Origin of the sequence: Natrinema pallidum DSM 3751 (assembly GCF_000337615.1) — an archaeon.
Lineage (GTDB): Archaea > Halobacteriota > Halobacteria > Halobacteriales > Natrialbaceae > Natrinema > Natrinema pallidum.
In genome coordinates, this window is record NZ_AOII01000089.1 from 67,489 (window position 1) to 84,865 (window position 17,377).

At 66.2% G+C, this 17,377-nt stretch carries 18 protein-coding genes and 1 pseudogene; 9 read left to right on the forward strand and 10 right to left on the reverse strand.

The window, feature by feature from the left end:
* Window positions 1–84 precede the first annotated feature (84 nt).
* Window positions 85–1,377, forward strand: coding sequence for a TIGR00341 family protein (locus C487_RS15555; protein ID WP_006186770.1), 1,293 nt, complete (start codon window positions 85–87; stop codon window positions 1,375–1,377).
* A gap of 9 nt (window positions 1,378–1,386) precedes the next feature.
* On the opposite strand, the gene C487_RS15560 is transcribed toward C487_RS15555, so the two are convergent.
* Window positions 1,387–2,082 carry a ThuA domain-containing protein gene (locus tag C487_RS15560; RefSeq protein ID WP_006186771.1) on the reverse strand — a complete coding sequence of 232 codons (696 nt, stop codon included), beginning with the start codon at window positions 2,080–2,082 and terminating at the stop codon, window positions 1,387–1,389.
* Window positions 2,083–2,425: 343 nt separating this feature from the next.
* On the opposite strand from C487_RS15560, the gene C487_RS15565 reads away from it, so the two are divergent.
* Complete coding sequence (locus C487_RS15565) at window positions 2,426–3,550, forward strand: Gfo/Idh/MocA family protein (protein ID WP_049908199.1); 1,125 nt, start codon at window positions 2,426–2,428, stop codon at window positions 3,548–3,550.
* Between the two features lie 163 nt (window positions 3,551–3,713).
* Here the strand turns inward: C487_RS15565 and psmB are convergent, their stop codons facing one another.
* Both psmB and C487_RS21110 read right to left on the reverse strand, forming a co-directional pair.
* Entirely contained in the window at window positions 3,714–4,445 is a 732-nt protein-coding gene (gene psmB, locus C487_RS15570) for an archaeal proteasome endopeptidase complex subunit beta (protein ID WP_006186773.1), read from the reverse strand.
* A gap of 171 nt (window positions 4,446–4,616) precedes the next feature.
* On the reverse strand, window positions 4,617–4,787 hold the full coding sequence (locus C487_RS21110; RefSeq protein ID WP_006186774.1) for a hypothetical protein: 171 nt from the start codon (window positions 4,785–4,787) through the stop codon (window positions 4,617–4,619).
* Between the two features lie 304 nt (window positions 4,788–5,091).
* Here C487_RS21110 and C487_RS15575 point away from each other — a divergent pair, with 304 nt between their 5' ends.
* The 5 genes from C487_RS15575 to C487_RS15595 all read left to right on the forward strand — a co-directional run bounded on the left by C487_RS15575 (window position 5,092) and on the right by C487_RS15595 (window position 7,789).
* A complete protein-coding gene (locus C487_RS15575; protein ID WP_006186775.1) occupies window positions 5,092–5,448 on the forward strand; it encodes a DUF555 domain-containing protein in 357 nt (118 codons plus the stop codon).
* 187 nt (window positions 5,449–5,635) lie between these two features.
* Window positions 5,636–6,175: a CBS domain-containing protein gene (locus C487_RS15580; RefSeq protein ID WP_006186776.1), complete on the forward strand. Its 540-nt coding sequence runs from the start codon at window positions 5,636–5,638 to the stop codon at window positions 6,173–6,175.
* A 119-nt stretch (window positions 6,176–6,294) separates the two neighbouring features.
* Window positions 6,295–6,972, forward strand: coding sequence for a thiaminase II (tenA, locus tag C487_RS15585; protein WP_006186777.1), 678 nt, complete (start codon window positions 6,295–6,297; stop codon window positions 6,970–6,972).
* 105 nt (window positions 6,973–7,077) lie between these two features.
* On the forward strand, window positions 7,078–7,320 hold the full coding sequence (locus C487_RS15590) for a hypothetical protein (protein ID WP_006186778.1): 243 nt from the start codon (window positions 7,078–7,080) through the stop codon (window positions 7,318–7,320).
* A 247-nt stretch (window positions 7,321–7,567) separates the two neighbouring features.
* Window positions 7,568–7,789, forward strand: a complete 222-nt coding sequence (locus C487_RS15595) for a YgaP family membrane protein (RefSeq protein WP_006186779.1) — start codon at window positions 7,568–7,570, stop codon at window positions 7,787–7,789.
* A gap of 27 nt (window positions 7,790–7,816) precedes the next feature.
* On the opposite strand, the gene C487_RS20685 is transcribed toward C487_RS15595, so the two are convergent.
* The 7 genes from C487_RS20685 to C487_RS15625 all read right to left on the reverse strand — a co-directional run bounded on the left by C487_RS20685 (window position 7,817) and on the right by C487_RS15625 (window position 15,994).
* Window positions 7,817–7,972, reverse strand: a complete 156-nt coding sequence (locus C487_RS20685; protein ID WP_161605719.1) for a hypothetical protein — start codon at window positions 7,970–7,972, stop codon at window positions 7,817–7,819.
* Complete coding sequence (locus C487_RS15600; RefSeq protein WP_006186780.1) at window positions 7,956–9,686, reverse strand: hypothetical protein; 1,731 nt, start codon at window positions 9,684–9,686, stop codon at window positions 7,956–7,958. Before C487_RS15600 ends, C487_RS20685 begins: the two co-directional genes overlap by 17 nt.
* Entirely contained in the window at window positions 9,673–10,044 is a 372-nt protein-coding gene (locus tag C487_RS15605; RefSeq protein WP_006186781.1) for a hypothetical protein, read from the reverse strand. The genes C487_RS15600 and C487_RS15605 overlap by 14 nt, the downstream gene beginning before the upstream one ends.
* A 63-nt stretch (window positions 10,045–10,107) precedes the next feature.
* A complete protein-coding gene (locus C487_RS15610) occupies window positions 10,108–11,970 on the reverse strand; it encodes a formate/nitrite transporter family protein (RefSeq protein WP_006186782.1) in 1,863 nt (620 codons plus the stop codon).
* Window positions 11,971–12,064: 94 nt separating this feature from the next.
* A complete protein-coding gene (locus C487_RS15615) occupies window positions 12,065–13,219 on the reverse strand; it encodes an ABC transporter permease (protein ID WP_006186783.1) in 1,155 nt (384 codons plus the stop codon).
* Window positions 13,209–15,077 (reverse strand): ABC transporter permease family protein, encoded by a 1,869-nt coding sequence (locus C487_RS15620; protein ID WP_006186784.1) that lies wholly within the window; start codon window positions 15,075–15,077, stop codon window positions 13,209–13,211. The genes C487_RS15615 and C487_RS15620 overlap by 11 nt, the downstream gene beginning before the upstream one ends.
* Entirely contained in the window at window positions 15,074–15,994 is a 921-nt protein-coding gene (locus C487_RS15625; protein WP_006186785.1) for an ABC transporter ATP-binding protein, read from the reverse strand. The genes C487_RS15620 and C487_RS15625 overlap by 4 nt, the downstream gene beginning before the upstream one ends.
* A gap of 182 nt (window positions 15,995–16,176) precedes the next feature.
* On the opposite strand from C487_RS15625, the gene C487_RS15630 reads away from it, so the two are divergent.
* Both C487_RS15630 and C487_RS15635 read left to right on the forward strand, forming a co-directional pair.
* The gene (locus C487_RS15630; RefSeq protein WP_006186786.1) at window positions 16,177–16,599 is read left to right on the forward strand and encodes an SRPBCC family protein; all 423 of its coding nucleotides are present in this window, start codon (window positions 16,177–16,179) and stop codon (window positions 16,597–16,599) included.
* 185 nt (window positions 16,600–16,784) lie between these two features.
* Window positions 16,785–17,377 (forward strand): annotated as a pseudogene (locus tag C487_RS15635) (hypothetical protein); the annotation flags it as partial.

A 17,377-nucleotide genomic window follows, 5' to 3' on the forward strand; every position in this document is an offset into this window, starting at 1 on the left:
CTCGAAGCGGTCGCCGAACCTGACCTGTCTCTTATACACATCTNCTCAGAGATGTGTATAAGAGACAGCGGATGTACTGGCCGTATGCGTCTCGTTCAGGTATTCGTGCCGCGAGGCGAGTTGGACCTCGTTCTCGAGGCGGTCGAGGAAGCCGGCGTCGACTACACCGTCTCACGGGATACGGACCGCGGCGAGTTCGAGGCCCTCGTTTCGATTCCCGTCCCGCCGCCGGCCGTGGAGGGGCTGATGGCCGACTTTCGAGCCGCCGGGCTCGACGAACGCTCGTATACGGTCGTCACCGCCGCGGAGGCGGTCGTCTCAGAGCGGACCGACGACCTGTCTACTCGGGTGTCGGGGACGCGAATCTCTCGAGAAGAACTCCGGTCGCGAGCGGTCGACCTCGCACCGGCCGTCTCGACCTATTTCAGCCTGCTCGTCGTGAGTACGGCGATCGCGACGGCGGGATTGTTGCTCGATTCCGCGGCGACGATCATCGGTGCGATGGTCGTCGCACCGCTGATGGGGCCGGCGCTGTCGGCGAGCGTCGGTGTCGTCGTCGACGACGAGCAACTCGCGACGCGGGGCGTCGTGCTCCAGGGAGTCGGACTCGTGGTCTCGGTCGCGACGGCGGCGGTAATCGGCTGGGCGCTCAGGGGGACGATATTGCTCCCGCCGGGGTTCGACATCACGACGGTGCCCCAGATCCACGAGCGGATCACGCCCGATCTCCTCGCGTTGTTTCTCGCGTTGGGGTCCGGCGTGGCCGCAGTCGTCAGCCTCACTCGCAACGTCGGGTCGGTTCTCGTCGGGGTGGCGATCGCCGTCGCGCTCGTTCCGCCGGCGGCCACCGCGGGGCTCGGCATCGCCTGGGGCCGTCCGGAGGTCGTCCTCACTGCCGGTACGCTCGTGTTGGTCAACATGCTCTCGATCAATTTCGCGGCGTTGCTCCTGTTGTGGCTCTCGGGCTACCGACCGCACCGGACCGCGGACATCGAGCGCGCCTACGGGCGACTTCGTTCGCGAATCGCCGTCCTCTTCGTCGCGATCGCCATCCTCACCGCCGTTCTCGGCGGTGTCACGTACGGGACCTACCGAACTGCGGCGGTCGAACACGACGTCCGGACCGAACTCGAGACGATGAACGAAGAACGACTGGCCGACGGCACCGATCTCCAGTTCCGGGAACTCGCCGTCGACTACGAACTCGTCGACGTCTACACTGGCGCTGATCCGGTGGTTACCGTCCTCGTCGAACGACCGCCGGGCGAGCAACTCCCCGATGACTTCGCCACCGACGTTCGCGAGCGCCTGGAGTCGGCGACCGGCGTCGATCTCGAGGTCGTCGTCGAACTGGTCGAGACGCAACGAAGCGGGTGAGTCGGACCGTTACTCCCGTTCTCCGAACGTCCGCGGCGAGCCCTCGGTCGGGGCGGCCCAGTCGACCGCGTTTCGGAGTACCCGTCGAACGTCGTCGTGCTCGTAGATCGGATACGTCTCGTGGCCCGGGCGGAAGTAGAAGATTCGGCCGTTGCCGCGCCGGTAGCAGCAGCCGCTCCGAAACACCTCCCCGCCCTCGAACCAGCTGACGAACACCTGTCGGTCGGGCTCGGGGATATCGAACGGCTCGCCGTACATCTCCGATTCGGGAAGTTCGATTGATTCGTCGAGCCCGTCGGCGATCGGGTGGCCGGGATCGACGACCCACAGCCGCTCGGTCCCCCCGTCTTCGCGGTACTGCAACTGACAGGACGTTCCCATGAGTCGCTTGAAGAGCTTCGAGTAGTGGCTCGAGTGAAGCGGGATCAGTCCCATGCCCTCGAGCACGCGCTCGTGGACCCGATCGACGATTTCGTCTCGGACCTCGTCGTGGGCCTCGTGTCCCCACCACAGCAGGACGTCCGTCGCGTCGAGGACCGCCGCGGTGAGTCCGTGCTCGGGGTCGTCGAGCGTCGCGGTTCGGACCGCGTGGTCGTCGGCGAGTGCGTCTGCAATGGGGGCGTGAATGCCGTCCGGGTAGACGGCTGCGACCGCATCGTCTTCGCGTTCGTGACGGAACTCGTTCCAGATCGTGACGTCGGCCATGGCGGGTCCCTCCACCTGCGAGCGACTTATAGTTCGGTCGGGCCAACGGAACGGGTCGACCGATCCGGCCGGGACATGACCAGGTCGGCAGCGCCGGTCGGGAAACCGAAGACAGTCTTGCCACTTGGAAATTCACATATTCCGCATCAATTCACTATAGGGGGCGGGAATGACCTTCTAAAACCTGAAGTACAGAATAATTGTATAGATTAACCGGTCATAACCCTTATTTCGGTCGCCCACTCCTTCTCCGTATGGACCGGAATCGAACGCAACCGATAGCGAAATGGCCGGTTTCTCGCTTTACTGCCATTGCTACTCCGACGAAATCGTGGGGTTGGACATGATCGGCGACGGGATCGGGGTCGGTATCGTCGGCCTCGGCGGCATGGGCAATCTCCACGCGCGAAGCATCCGTGACCTCGGTGCCGAGATCGTCGCGGGCGTGGACCTCGTTCCGGAGCAACGCGATCGGTTCGCCGGCGAGTTCGGCGCGCGGACCTACGAGACCCACGAGGAACTCGTCGCTGACGACGCGGTCGATGCCGTCATCGTGACGACGCCCAACCGGTTCCACGAGCCGATCACCGTCACGGCTCTCGAGGCGGGATTGGACGTCCTCGTCGAAAAGCCCCTCGCACACACGCTCGAGAGCGCGGAGCGGATCGCCGAGACGGCGGCTCGATCGGACGGCATCTGTATGGTCGGTTTTCACAACCGGCACGCGGCGTCGATGGCCATGTTCGACGAGCAGCACGCGCGCGGTCGGTTCGGCGATCTGACGCACGTCGAGGCCAACTACGTTCGCCGGCGTGGGGTCCCCGGGCCGGGATCGTGGTTCACCGATCCCGAACTCGCGGGCGGCGGTGCCTTGCTCGACATCGGCGTTCACGCGCTGGACCTCGCGCTGTACGCGCTGGACTTCCCCGATATCGCCGAAGTCAGCGGCGTCACCCGGACGACGTTCGGCACCGGCGAGGAGTTCGCCGACCCCGACGGGTTCGGCGACAACTGGGACGCGGAGGCCGAGGCCTACGAGGTCGACGATTCCGTCAGCGCGTTCATCCGCACAACGGACGGCCAGACGATCTCGCTCGAGGCCGCGTGGGCGACGAACCGCGAGGAGAGCATGGACTTCCGCGTGCGCGGCACACAATCCGGTGCCCAGTTCGACATCGGCGACACCGAACTCCGGATTCTCGAGGCCGGAACCACGGGCTGTGATCACTACGCCGATGTCGCCATGACCGCCGACTCGGCCGTCACCGGCTACGCCGAACAGGACGAACAGTTCCTCGAGGCGATCGCGACGGCCGGCATCCCGGAGACGAACACCGTCGCGGAGGCCCTGACCGTCCAGCGCGTGATCGACGCGATCTACCGCTCGAGCGAGACGGGACGTGCGGTCCAACTCGAGGAGTCCCCGCTGGCCGAGGCTCGACTCGAGCAGTCAGCGCGACTCGACTAAGTTACTCATCCGCTGACACGGAGGCGACCCGTTCCGACCGGCACGATGGTGACCGCGACACTGCGCGCCGATCGCACGGGACTGGCGTGAGATCGATGTAAACTGAAGCGGCGACGCTACTTGTCGTTCGTCGACTTCGGAAAAGCCGCCCGTATCGGCCGGTTTAGAGGACGTCGTCGAAATCGTGGTGCCCGTGGATGTCGACGCCTTCGTCGGTGATCTCCGCGAGGAAGACGCCGTTCCCGGAGCCGGTGTCGCGCTCGACGGCGGACTTGATGCCCCGTGCGGCGACGGTCTTGGCTTCTTCGTTGGACATGTCCGGTTCGTAGGCCTGCTCGAGGTGACCGTAGGCGAGTTGCATCCCGCTGCCGGTGACGGTGTAGTCGTCTTCCATCACGCCGCCGGCGGGGTCGATGCTGTAGACGTGGCTGCCCTCGTCGTCGACGCCGCCCAGAATGGGGTGGATGGCGAAGAACGGGCCGCCGCGGGCGAAGTTACCCGCGAGCGTCGCCAGCGCATCGATGCTCATTCGCTCCCCGCGTCGGGCCTCGTAGAGGTTGACCTCGGCACGGAGCGTCGAAATGAACGACTGGGCACCGCCGACGCTGCCGACGAGCGTGAGCGCGGCGGTCGGGTGGATCTGTTCGACCTTCTGGACGTTCTTGTTCGAGACGAAGCGCCCGCCGAGACTGGCGCGCATGTCCGTCGCGATGATGACGCCGTCGGCGGTGGAGATGCCGATCGTCGTCGTCCCGGTCTTGTTGACGTTGTCCAGATCGGCCTGCGTCAGGTCGTTCTGGGGCATCGATCCGACCTCCGGCTCGTAGGGGTTCGGATCGTCGGCCAACTGGTCGACCGTCCGAGAGAAATCGGAGTCGTGTGTGGGCGTACGCATTGATCGAACCCTACGACCGGGACGGTATAAAACACCGGCGGTCACCACTGCCGTTTCCGCTTTCACCGGCTGCGAGGACCGGCGGCTCGAGCGACGAGTCGGACCGCGGGGTCGGCTCCTGCGGGTCGGGGATCGGCGTGCGGGAAAACCAGTCAGCAGTCGAGCAGTCGATCAGTGCTGTGCGGCTTCGTAGGCCCCCTCGACGTTCTCGAGGACGCGGTGGACCGGCAGGGTGATGCCGGCCTGGCGGGCGGCGATCGCGAGCGGCATCGCGACGATGCCGACCATAATGCACAGTTGGTACAGTGCGAACAGGGTCGCGTGGTACGCGCGGGATATCATCAGCGTTCATCGATGCCCAGACGGAGGGTATATATAAGCCTTCTTGAAGAATCGAGATCATAATGATCGTTAATTCGTTTTTGGGTCGACGCCCGCTTGCGATTAAACCGTGCTTGTTGGGGGAACAACTCGAGGCGTACTCGAGTCGATCCACGGGTATGGCGGTGGGAATTGATCCGGTGATTTCTCGTAAGTTATGGGAATCATCCGACTGACGTGCGCGCTGCAATACTGGGGTCGGTGCGAGCGACCGCTGGCGCGGACGAACCGCAAAGCAGGAAACCCCCCGGACCGACCGGAGCATATGGGCAATTATCTCGTCGCGATGGAAGCGGCATGGCTCGTTCGTGACGTCGATGCGATCGACGACGCGATCGGCGTCGCCGTCAGCGAAGCCGGGAAGCGACTCAACAGCGAAGACATGGACTACGTCGAAGTCGAGGTCGGCGCGACGGGCTGTCCGGCCTGTGGGGAGCCGTTCGATTCGGCCTTCATCGCGGCCGACACCGCGCTAGTCGGCCTCGCACTCGAGATGGAGGTCTTCAACGCCGACAGCGAAGAGCACGCCTCTCGAATCGCAAAGAGCGAAGTCGGCGGGGCGCTGCGCGACGTGCCGCTATCGGTCGTCGACATCGTCGAGACCGAAGCGGACGACGAGTAGCGACCACCGGGCACACGTCGCATCGCGGACTGTTCTCTCACGTCCGGACAACCGGGGCGACTCGCGGTGCGGTTTTCGAGTGGCGACCCCCGCGGGCGGGGACGGCGTGTCCCAATCGGCTCCCCGGACGGTTCCCGGATCGAATGTAACCCAAAGTACTTTCTATAACCCGTGGTTATCCATTCGTATGGAACTCCCGACGCCCGCTGATCTCCGGCAGCGCCGTACCGAACTCGGGCTCACGCAGAGCGAACTCGCGGACACGGCCGACGTCTCCCAGCCGCTGATCGCGCGGATCGAAGGCGGCGACGTGGACCCGCGGCTGTCGACGCTCCGGCGGATCGTCAACGCCCTGGAAAAAGCCGAGAGCGACGTCATCCGTGCGGCGGACCTGATGAACGAGGACGTCGTCAGCGTCGCCCCCGACGACCCCGTCAGCGAGGCCGCCCAGCGGATGGAAGAGGAGGCCTACTCGCAACTGGCAGTCATTCAGGACGGCATCCCCGTGGGGTCGATCAGCCAGAGCGACCTCGTCCACCTCGATTCCGAGGATCGCGACGAATCCATCGAGAAACACATGAGCGAGAGCTTCCCGACCGTTTCGAAGGACGCAACGCTGGACGAGATCAGCAATCTGCTCGAGCACTACAAAGCCGTGATGATTACCGAAGCCGGCGAAACCGTCGGGATCATCACCGAGGCGGACATCGCCGCGCGGCTTTCCTGACGCCGCCCCGGCGGAACTCCCGATCGAGTCCGCTTCGATTCGAGGTGGTCGCACTGTGGCCGATCATGCGATTGTATTGGCCAGTAATATTACCGTCGCAGCCCTACTTCCGGGCGACCATGGCAACCAGCGATCGACTCCTCGAGGCAGGCGCGGCCATCTGGGACGCACAGAAACGCCACCCGTTCGTCACGGAGCTCGCGGACGGTACCCTCGACGAAGACGCCTTTCTGACCTGGGTCCGACAGGATTACCGCTACCTGCTCGACTACGCCCGCGTGTTCGCTATCGCGGGCGCGACGGCCCGCGACGAGGAAACGATGACCCGACTGTTCGACATCGCCCACACGACGCTCGCCGAGGAGTTGGACCTCCACCGCGCGTTCGCCGCCGAGTACGGGCTCTCTCGGGAAGCCCTCGAGTCGGTCGACAAAGCGCCGACCTGCGTCGCCTACACCAACTTCCTGCTGCGAACCGCCTACGAGGGGACGCTTCCGGAAATCGCGGCCGCGATCTATCCCTGCGGGCAGGGCTATCTCGATATCGCCGACCACATGGCGGATCTGGCACCCACGGCGGACCATCGGTACACGCCCTTCATCGAGAAGTACACGAGCGACGAGTTCCGCGAGGTCGTCGACTGGTTGCGAGCGTTCGTCGATCGGTGCGGCGACCGCTATCCCGATCAGTATCCGGCGATGGAGGCAGCGTTCCTCACGAGCGCGCGCCTCGAGTATCGGTTCTGGGAGATGGCGTATCGGCAGGAGACGTGGGGACTCCCGGCGGCGAGGGAGTAAGTATCGGTCCCGTTCTGCTCGCAGTGAGAACCGAATCCCGGCTCCGCGCGAGTCGGAATCGACTCAAGAGGGATGCCACTGGAGCCCGTGTTTCCCCGTAGGGACATGGACTACTACGATCGCCTGCTCGGCGGAATGGGCGCGTCGCTGCTGCTCGGCGCGGCCGCCGGGCTTCATCCCGCGATTGTCGTTCGCCACGGGCTCTTCGGCGGGGCGCTCCTGGCGACCGTCTTCCTCTGGGAGGCGCTCGTCCGCAACCCGCCGGTCCCGACGACCGACCCGAAGTACGCGGCCGCAACCGTCGTCTGGCACGGTGGGCTGCTCGTCTCGCTTGCGCTCGTGCTGTGAGTTACCCCGCTCGAGCGGCGTGGGACACCGTGACGGAACGCTCGAGAGTCGGACGGCTCGCGAGCCGACCGAGACGCGTTCTCGTACGTGCGCATCCATCAATCCTCGGACTTATCGGAACCGTCTCGTAGACGCGCTGTAGTGTCCTCCTCGGCCGTGAGGCAGTTCGGCCGCTGAACCTCGTCACGGACGGTCCCGTAATCCCGTTTGGCGGTATCGATTATTACCCTCGAGTCGTTGGTCGTGTATGGAACGAAACGTCGGCGGACTGGATCGACTCGCCAGGGGAATCGTGGGACTCGGCTTGCTCGCGGTCGCCGTCGCGGCACTCGTCGCCGACCGCCGCGGGACCGCCGTCGCGACAGGCATCGCAGCGGCCGGTCTACTGTTCAACGCGACGACCCGGTTCTGTGGCGGGAACTACGTGCTCGGCATCGATACGACCGAGGCGTCATGCTCGCGAGAGTAACGCGACGGTCGTGACCTCGAGAAACGCCTACAGCTCGTGTCCGGCCATCGGAACTGGCTTGGAGGGGTCCTCGAGCGCTTCGAGGGCCTGCCCGCCGTGTTCGACGCAGGTCGGATGAGACGCCGGCACGATGGTGACGTCGACCTGTCGACAGTGGCGGGCGCGGTTATCGCTCGGACTCATCGGCGACGGGCTCCCACCCTGCCTCCCTCGCGGCTGGCAACTCGAGCGGATCGACGGCGTCGTCGAGTTGGCCGTCTCGATAGGCCTCGACGAACGGCTCGATGCGGTCGGGAACGGCATCGTGATTTCGCTCGGAGAGCGCAATCAGCGCCCGAACGGCCCAGTATCGTCGGTTTTTGTTGTATGCTGGCGTGTTCCCGATCGGCCCGACGCTTTCCGTGACGGCCGCGACGAGTTCGTCGGGGATTCGGACGCCGGTCCCGGCAGTTGTAGCGATGATCTGACAGACAGTTCGCGGAATCGGTGGGGTCGTCTCCACGGTCTCGAGCAGGTCCGGAACGATGTCGGCGACCAGCGTCGGATACGTCTCGGAAACGCTTGCCAGAAACCTCCGGACGTTGTGCACGCTCGCCTCGTCACTGAGGGCGGCGAGTACGGGCTCGGCCGCCGCGGAGTTGCGATCGGCAACCGAGACGAATAATTCCGTGTCGAACCGCCCATCGTACATGTCCTCCTCTCGCAACGCCTCGTAGCCGTTTGTGAGGGCATCGGCGACGAACGCCGGGTGATCCTCGGCGAGTGGTACCAGCGGATCGATACCCGCGTCGAAGAGCGAACGATCGCCGGTTCGCTCGGCCACCGTCTCTTCGACCGCCCCGAACGGCTGCTCGCTCTCGCGGACGAGTCTGCCGAGCGCGTCCGCCGCGGCGGTGTGCTGCGCGTACAACCGTCTGGAATCGTTCGCCGCGAGTTCGGTCCGGAGCGTCGACGCAACGTCGTCGATCACGTCCGGGCGTGTGAGGGCGACCGAGACGAGCAGTTGCATCGTTTCCGCGGTCCGCAACGGATAGCACCCCTGCTCCAGTGCGTCGATGACATCGTCGGCTATCGCCTCGTACCCGATCACCCCCTGCTCGAGGAGGTCGATGCTCAATTCGACGATCCGAAATCGAAGGTATCCGTTGTCGCCGGTGAGGAGGTCGAGCATCGTCTCGAAGTGGGGCGTCACCAACTCGGGACGATGCCCGGTCAGTTCGAGGAGCGTCTCTATTGCCGCATTTCTCGGTTCACAGGCATCACCCCTGTTGAAAACGGTATCGGCCGGGTCCGTCAGCGTCTCGACCAGCGTCGTCACCGCGCGGTCCGGGTCCGGGTGGGCGAGCACGACCGTCGACGCGTCCTCGAGTTCGAAGAAGAGCGCGCTGGTTCGTTTGCGAATCACCGGCACCGGGTCGGTGAGCCGCTGGAACAGGCGGTCCGCCAGCCACGACGCGGATACCGACAGCGCGTCGGTGTCCACGTCGACGTCGGCGTCGTTCTCGAACGTCGCCGCGAGTATCGGCTGCAGGTACCTCGGCAGGAGGACCGCCTGTCTGACGGTCCAGTGTTCGTCGTCGATCCGCTCGAGCAGTCGGTCCGCGAGCGCTTCCGGCGGATGCTCGGAAAGCGCCATCTCGGCCCCCTGGAGCTGAAAGTACATCGCGTTTCGCAACACGACGAGCACCGCGCTCCGAACGGCCGGGTCGGGATCATCGAGACAGGGACACAGCCGGTCGATGGTGGCGTCCGTGAGTGCCGTCGACTGGGACGGAAGCACGGTCTCGAGCCGTCGCTTGGCGAGTTCCAGAGCCGGTTCACGGCGGTCCGCAGGCGGTGTCTCGGCGACCCGTGCAGCGAGCGTCTCCAGGGACGGGGCGTCGTCAGACGGCGGCATGAATCCCGTACTTTGCGGCGAAGTAGTCGAAGTACGCGCCCGGCTCCCACCGGAAGTCGGTTCGTAGCTCCTCGACCGCCCCGAAGCCGTCCGCCCCGTTCTCGTAGTATCTGCCGATCATCTCACCCCGCCCGCCATCGTGATTGATCACGAGCACCGCCCGCTCGAGGGCGTCACTGACGGTGGTGAGCAAGCGATCGAGAGCCGAAGCCGGCCCTTCCATCCCGCTGAACGTCAGCACGTCGTCGTAGCGGTCGGCTCCGCTCAACCGGGTGTCGTCGCCAGCCAGAGCGTCCACGACCGGGTCGGGGTCGGCCGTCTCAGCGAGTTCGGCAGCAACGTAACTTCGATGACTCATGTCCCATCGGTTTCGAGGGAGACGACAAAAAGACGGTCACTCGCAGCCCGAGATCGGAGCCGACTACCAGTGACCGAACAACCGCTGAATGACGGTGCGTTCGCTGGGCCGTTCGGCCAACAGGACCGAGCTGTCGACCTCGTTGACGACGTCCATATGCAGCGAGTCGCTCATCAGCCGCGAGATCACGCCCTCCTCGGTCGCGCCGATGAGAACGAGCGTGTGGTCCCGAGACTGTCGGCAGATCGCGTGTTCGACATCGCCGGAGTCATCGACCACGAGGTCGGCGTCCTCGAGGTCGCGCTCGGCGGCCCACTCGGCGAGGAACTGTTCGCCGCGTTCCCGGTCGTCAGGGCTGGCGACGACGTGTTGCAGCGTGATTTCGGCCCCGGAGCGGTCCCGGAGCGTGCGCGCGACCGCGGCGCTCAAGTCCGAGTCCGGGCCGCCGGCGGTCGGGAGCAGAATCCGGGAGGTATCCAGGTCCCGATCCTTGAGGATGAGGAAGTCACACGGGAGGTTGCTGGTCAGTTCGTTTATCCGCCCCTCGGCGCGACCCTGGCCCCACGGCCGGTCGTCGCCCCAGCCCAGCACCACGAGATCGGCCCGTTCCCGCTGTGCGGTGTCGAAGACGTCCTCGAACGAGCGGTGGGAGACGACCGTCGACGTCTCGAAGTCGACGTCGTAGGAGGCCGCACGCTGCCGGACGGTCTCCATGCGATCCTCGGATTCGGAGACGATCCGCTCGGTCTGTCCCGCACCGTACCGCATCGACGACCGGCCCGGCATCTTGACGATGTGGACGGCGTGGACCGTCGCGTTCTCGTGGCCGCTGGCGAGCCGACAGGCCAGATCGACGATCGTCGACTCCGTGCGGGGGTTGGCGATCGGAACGAGAACCCGATAATCACCGTTCTCGCTGGGGTGGGGCTCCGCGGTATCGATCAACGGCACGTACGACCGACCGGCGTAGCTGCCGAACAGCCACTCCGGAATCGAAAGCTGGCGGTCGGCCCCTTCGAACCGGGCCGACTCGAGGCGGTGTTCACTGGTCTGGAAGTAGTTGACCACGGTCACGAGCACGATCCCGCCAATGGTGTTCCCCAGCAGGACCGGGAGAACGAACTCCGTCACGCCGACGAAAACGTGCAGTTCACCGGCGAAGACCAGGTACAGCATTTCGGTAAAGGAGACGACGACGTGGAACAGGTCGCCGAGCGGGATCGCGAGGAAGGCCATGTAGACGACGACCAGCCGCGAGATGGTGTCGCGGGAGGCGTAGACGATCCAGACGACGCCGGCGACGATCAGGCCCGCGAACGCCGCCTTCGAGAACAGCGTCCACCACGACGTTTGGATGCCGTGTCGAGCGAGGTCCATCGCGGCGGCCGCCGACTCGTCGTCGAAGACGCCGCCGTAGGAGAGCGCGAGCGCGCCGAGCGCGCCGCCGGCGAAGTTACCGGCGAGGACGATCGACCAGTGCCGAAGCAGTGTGGGAATGCTGGCCAACCGCTCCAGGGTTAGTGCGACCGGCGGCAGCGTGTTCTCGGTGTAGAGCTGGTAGCCGCCGATGATGATGTAGATGAACCCCAGCGGATACAACAGCTTGCTCAATATCGGGTGGCCGTCGGTCGAAGCGGTCAGCGTGGCATACAGCAGGAACGTGATCGTGATGGCGAAGCCGGCCGCGAGGCCGCTGAAGAACAGTTCGCGACCCCCAGAGGTGACTTCCTCGTCGGCGGCCGCGACGATCCGCTGGAAGATTTCATCGGAGGAAAACCGGTCGCGCACGACCGCACCGACCGCCGGAGCGCCGCTTCTGGACCGCTCGACCGCTTCTCGGACCTGTTCCTGTTCGGGTGGCTCGCGGGCCGGGGACTCCCGTATCGGCGGGTCGCGGTCCGGTCGCTCTTGATCGGGATTGCTCATTAACAGGGACGCACGTCTAGAAAGACTAAGCGCTTCGGATATGCCGCCACGTTGGCGTCACGGCTCCCGCGGGAACACGACGGCTCCGCAAGCCCTAGAGCGAGTCCGGCTCGAGGCGACCGATGACCCGCCTGAGCGCGGCGAACGCGCCGACGGCGAGCAGGCAGTAGCCGACGAGCAGACCCCACGTCGTCGCCGTCGGATTGCCGATCGCGAGCTTCGCGACGGTGTTCGCGGGGTGTTCGGGCAACACCGTCGCGGCGACCAACGCGCCGACGGTCGCCGTAGAGTAGAGCAACTGAGCCTGCCGCCGATCGGGGGCCCACAGCGCGATCCCGATCCCCGCAGTGACGACGAGCAGCGAGAGCGCGGCGACCAGCGCAACCAGTGCGATAGGGGCTGCGATCGTCGTCCCGTTGCCCGCGAGCAAGAGGAGCCAGACGAGCGCCTGCAGCGGTGCCAGCACTGCGATCGCCTGCAGTTTCGCGTCGATCACGTCCGCAAGCGAAAGCGGCGCGACCCGGAGCAGTTCGAGCGTCCCCCGCTGGCGTTCCTCGATCAACGAATCGACGGCGATCGACCCGCTGATGAACACCGGGAGGAAGCACAGTAGCGGCAGCAGGATCGTGTAGGTGAAGCCGACGTACGAGCTGGCCTGGATCGACGACGGCAGCGGCAGGGGCGACTGCTCGAGCCGCCCCGCGTCGGCGTTGCGCTGGCGCTCGATGCGTTCGACTGCAGTCAGGGTCTCCCGAAGGTGGACGACGAGCACGCTCGTCTGTAGGTCCCCTTCGGGGGCAGTGACCCTGACGCTGAGCCGGCCGTCGTCGTGCCTGTTGGCCTCGACGACGGCGGACACCTCCCGGAGGTCGAACGCGTCGTGGGCTCGCTCAGGGTCGTCGTAGCGTCGGGGGGTGACCCCCGCTTGCTCGTTTGCGACCGCGAGGATCGTGTCGGTGTCGTTGCCGGTGACGGCGATCTCGGTCCGGTCGCCGTCGATCGAGCCGGGATCGTACAGCGAGACGAGCCCGACGACCAGAAACGAGGAAAACGCCGCGATGAACAACTGGATGGCGAGCGCCAGGAGGATCGTCTTCTCGGACCGCAGCGAGCGCAACTCACGGCGAGCAATCGCCCACCGCGCACCCCACGTCGAGCCCGACTCGACCTCGTCGTCCGGTCGGGTCGGTGGGGTCGGCCCTCGGCGGCTCGAGTCCCGCGTCCGTTCGGGATCGCGATCACGCGACAAGGACGAACACCCCCAGGTTGTAGGCCACGTGAACGAGCACCGCCGTGAGGAGGCCGAGGGCGTAGCCGGCCCGCCCACGGCTCGCGCCGACCGCCGAGCAGATGGCCGTCCCGACGTGCAAGGCCAGCGGCGCGAGGAAGACGGCCCCGAGTACCAGCGGCTCGCTCGAGACGGCCGGGCCGAAGGCAGCGGTGCCGACGGCCAGGTCCGGGAGCCCGACGAACTGGACGACGTGAGTGAGTTTCTCGCCGACGAAGAACCCGCCCCCCGAGAGTGCACCCATTACGACGGCCGTCCGCAGCGTCGCGTCGAATCGCGAGCGGGTCACGCCGGCGTAGACGTGGATGCTCTTTGCGATCTCCTCGACCGACGCGGCGACGAGGACGACCAACGGAATGGCGACCGACTGCGGAACGGCGAACAGCAACGCGACCGAGAGGAGTTGGCTGGCGAAGACGAAGGGGAGAAAGAGGATCGACAGCAGCGGGAGACTCCACGGGCCGCGGACCCGATTCGCGATCGCGTCGAGGACTTTCGCCGGGATCGGCTTCTGAGCGAACATGTCCTCCTCGCGGTAGACGCCGAGCCCCAACAGGAAGCAGACGGCCGCGCTGAGGTAGAACGGGCCGGTCGAGAACAGGTACTCCCCGAGCTGAATCGGCTCGTTCTGGAGGTCCATCACGACCAGCGTCAGCGGCGAGATCAACGCGATCGAAGTCACGTCGGTGAAGATCGCCGGAACGAACGTATAGGTCGTCAGCGCGACGCTGATCGTGACCGTCACGAACGTGAGTTCCTTGAACGACCGGGCGAACATCGCGCCGACGAACGCCGCCGCCAGGAAGAGCAGGGCGATCGGCAGCGCCGCGGCGATCGCGACCGGGCCGCCCTTAATCGCCAGCGCGATCGCGACGACGACGCCCACGAGCCCGAGCAGGTACGGCAGCGTCTTGCCCGCGACGATCTCGGAGCGCGAAGCCGGCGAGACCAACAGCAGTTCGCCCCGCCGCTTGACTCGTTCGTCCATGATCGTGCTCCCGTAGGCCTGAATGACGAAGTTCATCGGCACGACGAACAGGAACGCGAGGACGAGCGACGTGAAGGGAAACGGCGGCGCGATCGAGCCTGGCGTCCCCGTCGACGGCGTCGAACCGCCGCCCCCGATGGCCGGCACCTGTAAGGGCTCGTCGCCACCGCCATCGTCGGCAGCGCTCTCACCGTCACCGGTCTCGTTCGAGCCATCGACAGCCCCCGTCTGCGCCTCGGTTTCGTCGCCGTCATCGCCTCCCGACACGGTCGATCCGGGGCGATCGCGATCCCGATACTCGAGCGTGACGTGCACCGGATACGCGGCGGCGTGATCCTCTTCGTCGGCCATCAGGTTCGCGTTGTACGTTTCGATGGCGGTGCGAAACTCGTCGTAGGCGGCCGCCCCGTTCTCGCCGACGTGGCCGATCCGGCCGTCTCGAGTTACCACGACGTCGACGGTCGCGTCGCCGCGAACGACGATGTCGTCGCCGTCTGTCGCGCCGTCGTGCTCGGCGATAACGTCCGCGAGCGGAACCGGCCGGAACTGCTCGCTGTCGGCGGCGACATCGTAGTACCGGCTCCCCTCGTCGACGCCGACGACGTAGATTTCGCGCTCGAGGCCGAGCCCATCGTCGGCGGCGGAGAACCCGGCGGTCCCGACCGCGAGCAGCATCACGACGAGGGCGATCACCGTCTTCCGGTCGACGGTGCCCGCGCTCCGGCGGACTTCCCAGCGCGCGATCCGGCCCGTACGAGCGCTGGTCTCGCGGAGGTGGCGGCAGGCCCGTCCGAATCGCTCGACGAGCGCGCGGACGCGGCCGTCGCTCACGACTCCCCCTCCGCGGTCGGCTCGCTTGCGACGTCGAGGAAGATCTCCTCGAGGCTCGGCGTCTGCGTCTGGATGTCGGTCACGCGGCCCCCGTCGGCTTCCACGGCCTCTCGGACGGCCTCGACGGCGCTCATGTCGGCGACGAGGTGGCGGACCTGTCCGTTCTCGCGGGTGACCTCGATCGGACCGTGGCCGTCCGGGAGCCCGTCGCTGCCGTCGGCGGTCGCGTAGACGTGATACTCGGTGCCGCCGTGGGCCGCCCGAATCTCCTCGAGCGTGCCGCGGGCGACGATCCGCCCGTCGTTCATAATGACGATTCGGTCGCAGATACTCTCGACGTGAAAGAGGTTGTGCGCGCTGAAGACGATCGTCTTCCCCTCGTCGCTCAGTTCGCGGGTGAACTCGATGATGTAGTTGGTCGTCAGCGGGTCCAGTCCCGACGCCGGCTCGTCGAAGATCAACACGTCCGGATCGTTCACCAGCGCCCGCGCGATCGCGACCTTTCGTTGCATCCCCTTGGACATGTTGCCGATCCGTCGGTCGCGGTGCTCGAGGTCGAGCCGGTCCAGGGAGTCGTGAATCCGCTCTCGAGCCACGTCACCGGGGACATCGTAGAGGTCCGCGAAGAACTCGAGGTAGCCGATCGCGGTCATCTCCTCGTAGAGCGGGGACTCCTCGGGGAGAAAGCCGAGTTGCCGCTGCATCTCGGCGTCGCCCGGGGTGTGACCGGCGACGGCGGCGGTGCCCGCGGTGGGTTCGATCAACCCGGCCAGCATCTTCAGCGTCGTCGTCTTGCCCGCGCCGTTGGGACCGACGACGCCGAAGACCTCCCCGCGCTCGATCTCGAAGGAACTCCCCTCGACCGCGGTGAACCCGCCGTATACCTTCCGGAGATCAGTGACCTCGAGTATCGCCATGCGTTAGCCCGACGGAAGGAGCCGCTCGAGTAAAACCTAGCGGCTCGTGACTGTCTCGACGGCCGATCGGTCGACGAGCGGCCCAAACCCCCATGATTGNTAGCGGCTCGTGACTGTCTCGACGGCCGATCGGTCGACGAGCGGCCCAAACCCCCATGATTGCGGCCCCCATAGACGAACGTATGACCCGAGTCGGGAACACGCGAACGCCGGACGGCCGCCGTCTCGAAGTCTCGCACGTTCTGTCCGTCCCCGCGACCGACGCCTGGGACGCCCTCGTCGACACCACCCGGTGGCCCGACTGGTCGCCGCTCATCACCGGCGTCGAGGCGACGGACCGCCGACTGCGGCCGGGGACGACCGGCCGGGTCCGGATTCCCGGTGCCTGGCTGCCGTTTCGAATTACCGGGTGTACGTCACGACGGTGGACCTGGCGCGTGCTGGGGATTCCCGCCACCGGCCATCGCGTCGACGATCTCGGCTCCGATCGGTGTCGCGTCGCCGTCGAACTTCCACATTACGCCACGGGATACGTCCCCGTCTGTCTGCGGGCGCTGGAAACCCTCGAGTCGCTGCTCGAGGACGGTGAGCAGGCCGTCGAGTAGCGGGACGGACCGCTGCCCGGGACGACCGTCACGGCCGATCGATCCCTGATCGAAAACATTGGAATTTTAATAACCGCTGGCCGAAACATGGCAAGCGTGAGCGGTCGGATCGCCGACCGACGACCCCGAGTCGGCCCGATCGTTTCGGACCCCGACCGACAACGACTCCAACCACGGAAGACGATATGAGCGCCACCACAGTACTCGCGCACAGCGTCCGCATCGCCCGTACAGAGTGGCGGTGTCATCGCCGCGATGCTGGCCAGTCGCGGCTCCACCGGGGACTGCTCGTCGGACTCCGCCTCGCCGTTGCCGCCGCCCTCGGCGCGGCCGGCCGGTCGATCGGGCGCGATCTCGCCGCCGGGCAGTCGATACCGGTCCCCGAACTGTGGCTCGCCGGTGTCGTGGCGTTCACGTGGGCGGTGTGGCGAAGTGCCACGCTGACACACGAGCGGTTTTCACGCCTCAATCCCGACATGCTTCTCACGGCCGTCCCGGCGAGGGCCCCCGCGCTTGGCTTGCTCGGATTCGTCTCCGCGCGACTCGTCGCCTCGCTCGCCGTGCCGACGCTCGGCGTCGCCGGAGGCCTCGCGCTCGGACTGCGATCACCGCTGGTCGCTCTCACGGTCACCATCGCGATCGCGGGGATGGCGGCGCTCGCGGCCGCAGTCGGCGTTGCGGGTCGACTCGCCACACAACTCGTCGGGACGCGCCTCGCGCGGGGACGGTTCTACAGGGATCTGTTCGTGCTGTTCGGGTGGGCGGCGATACTCAGTGT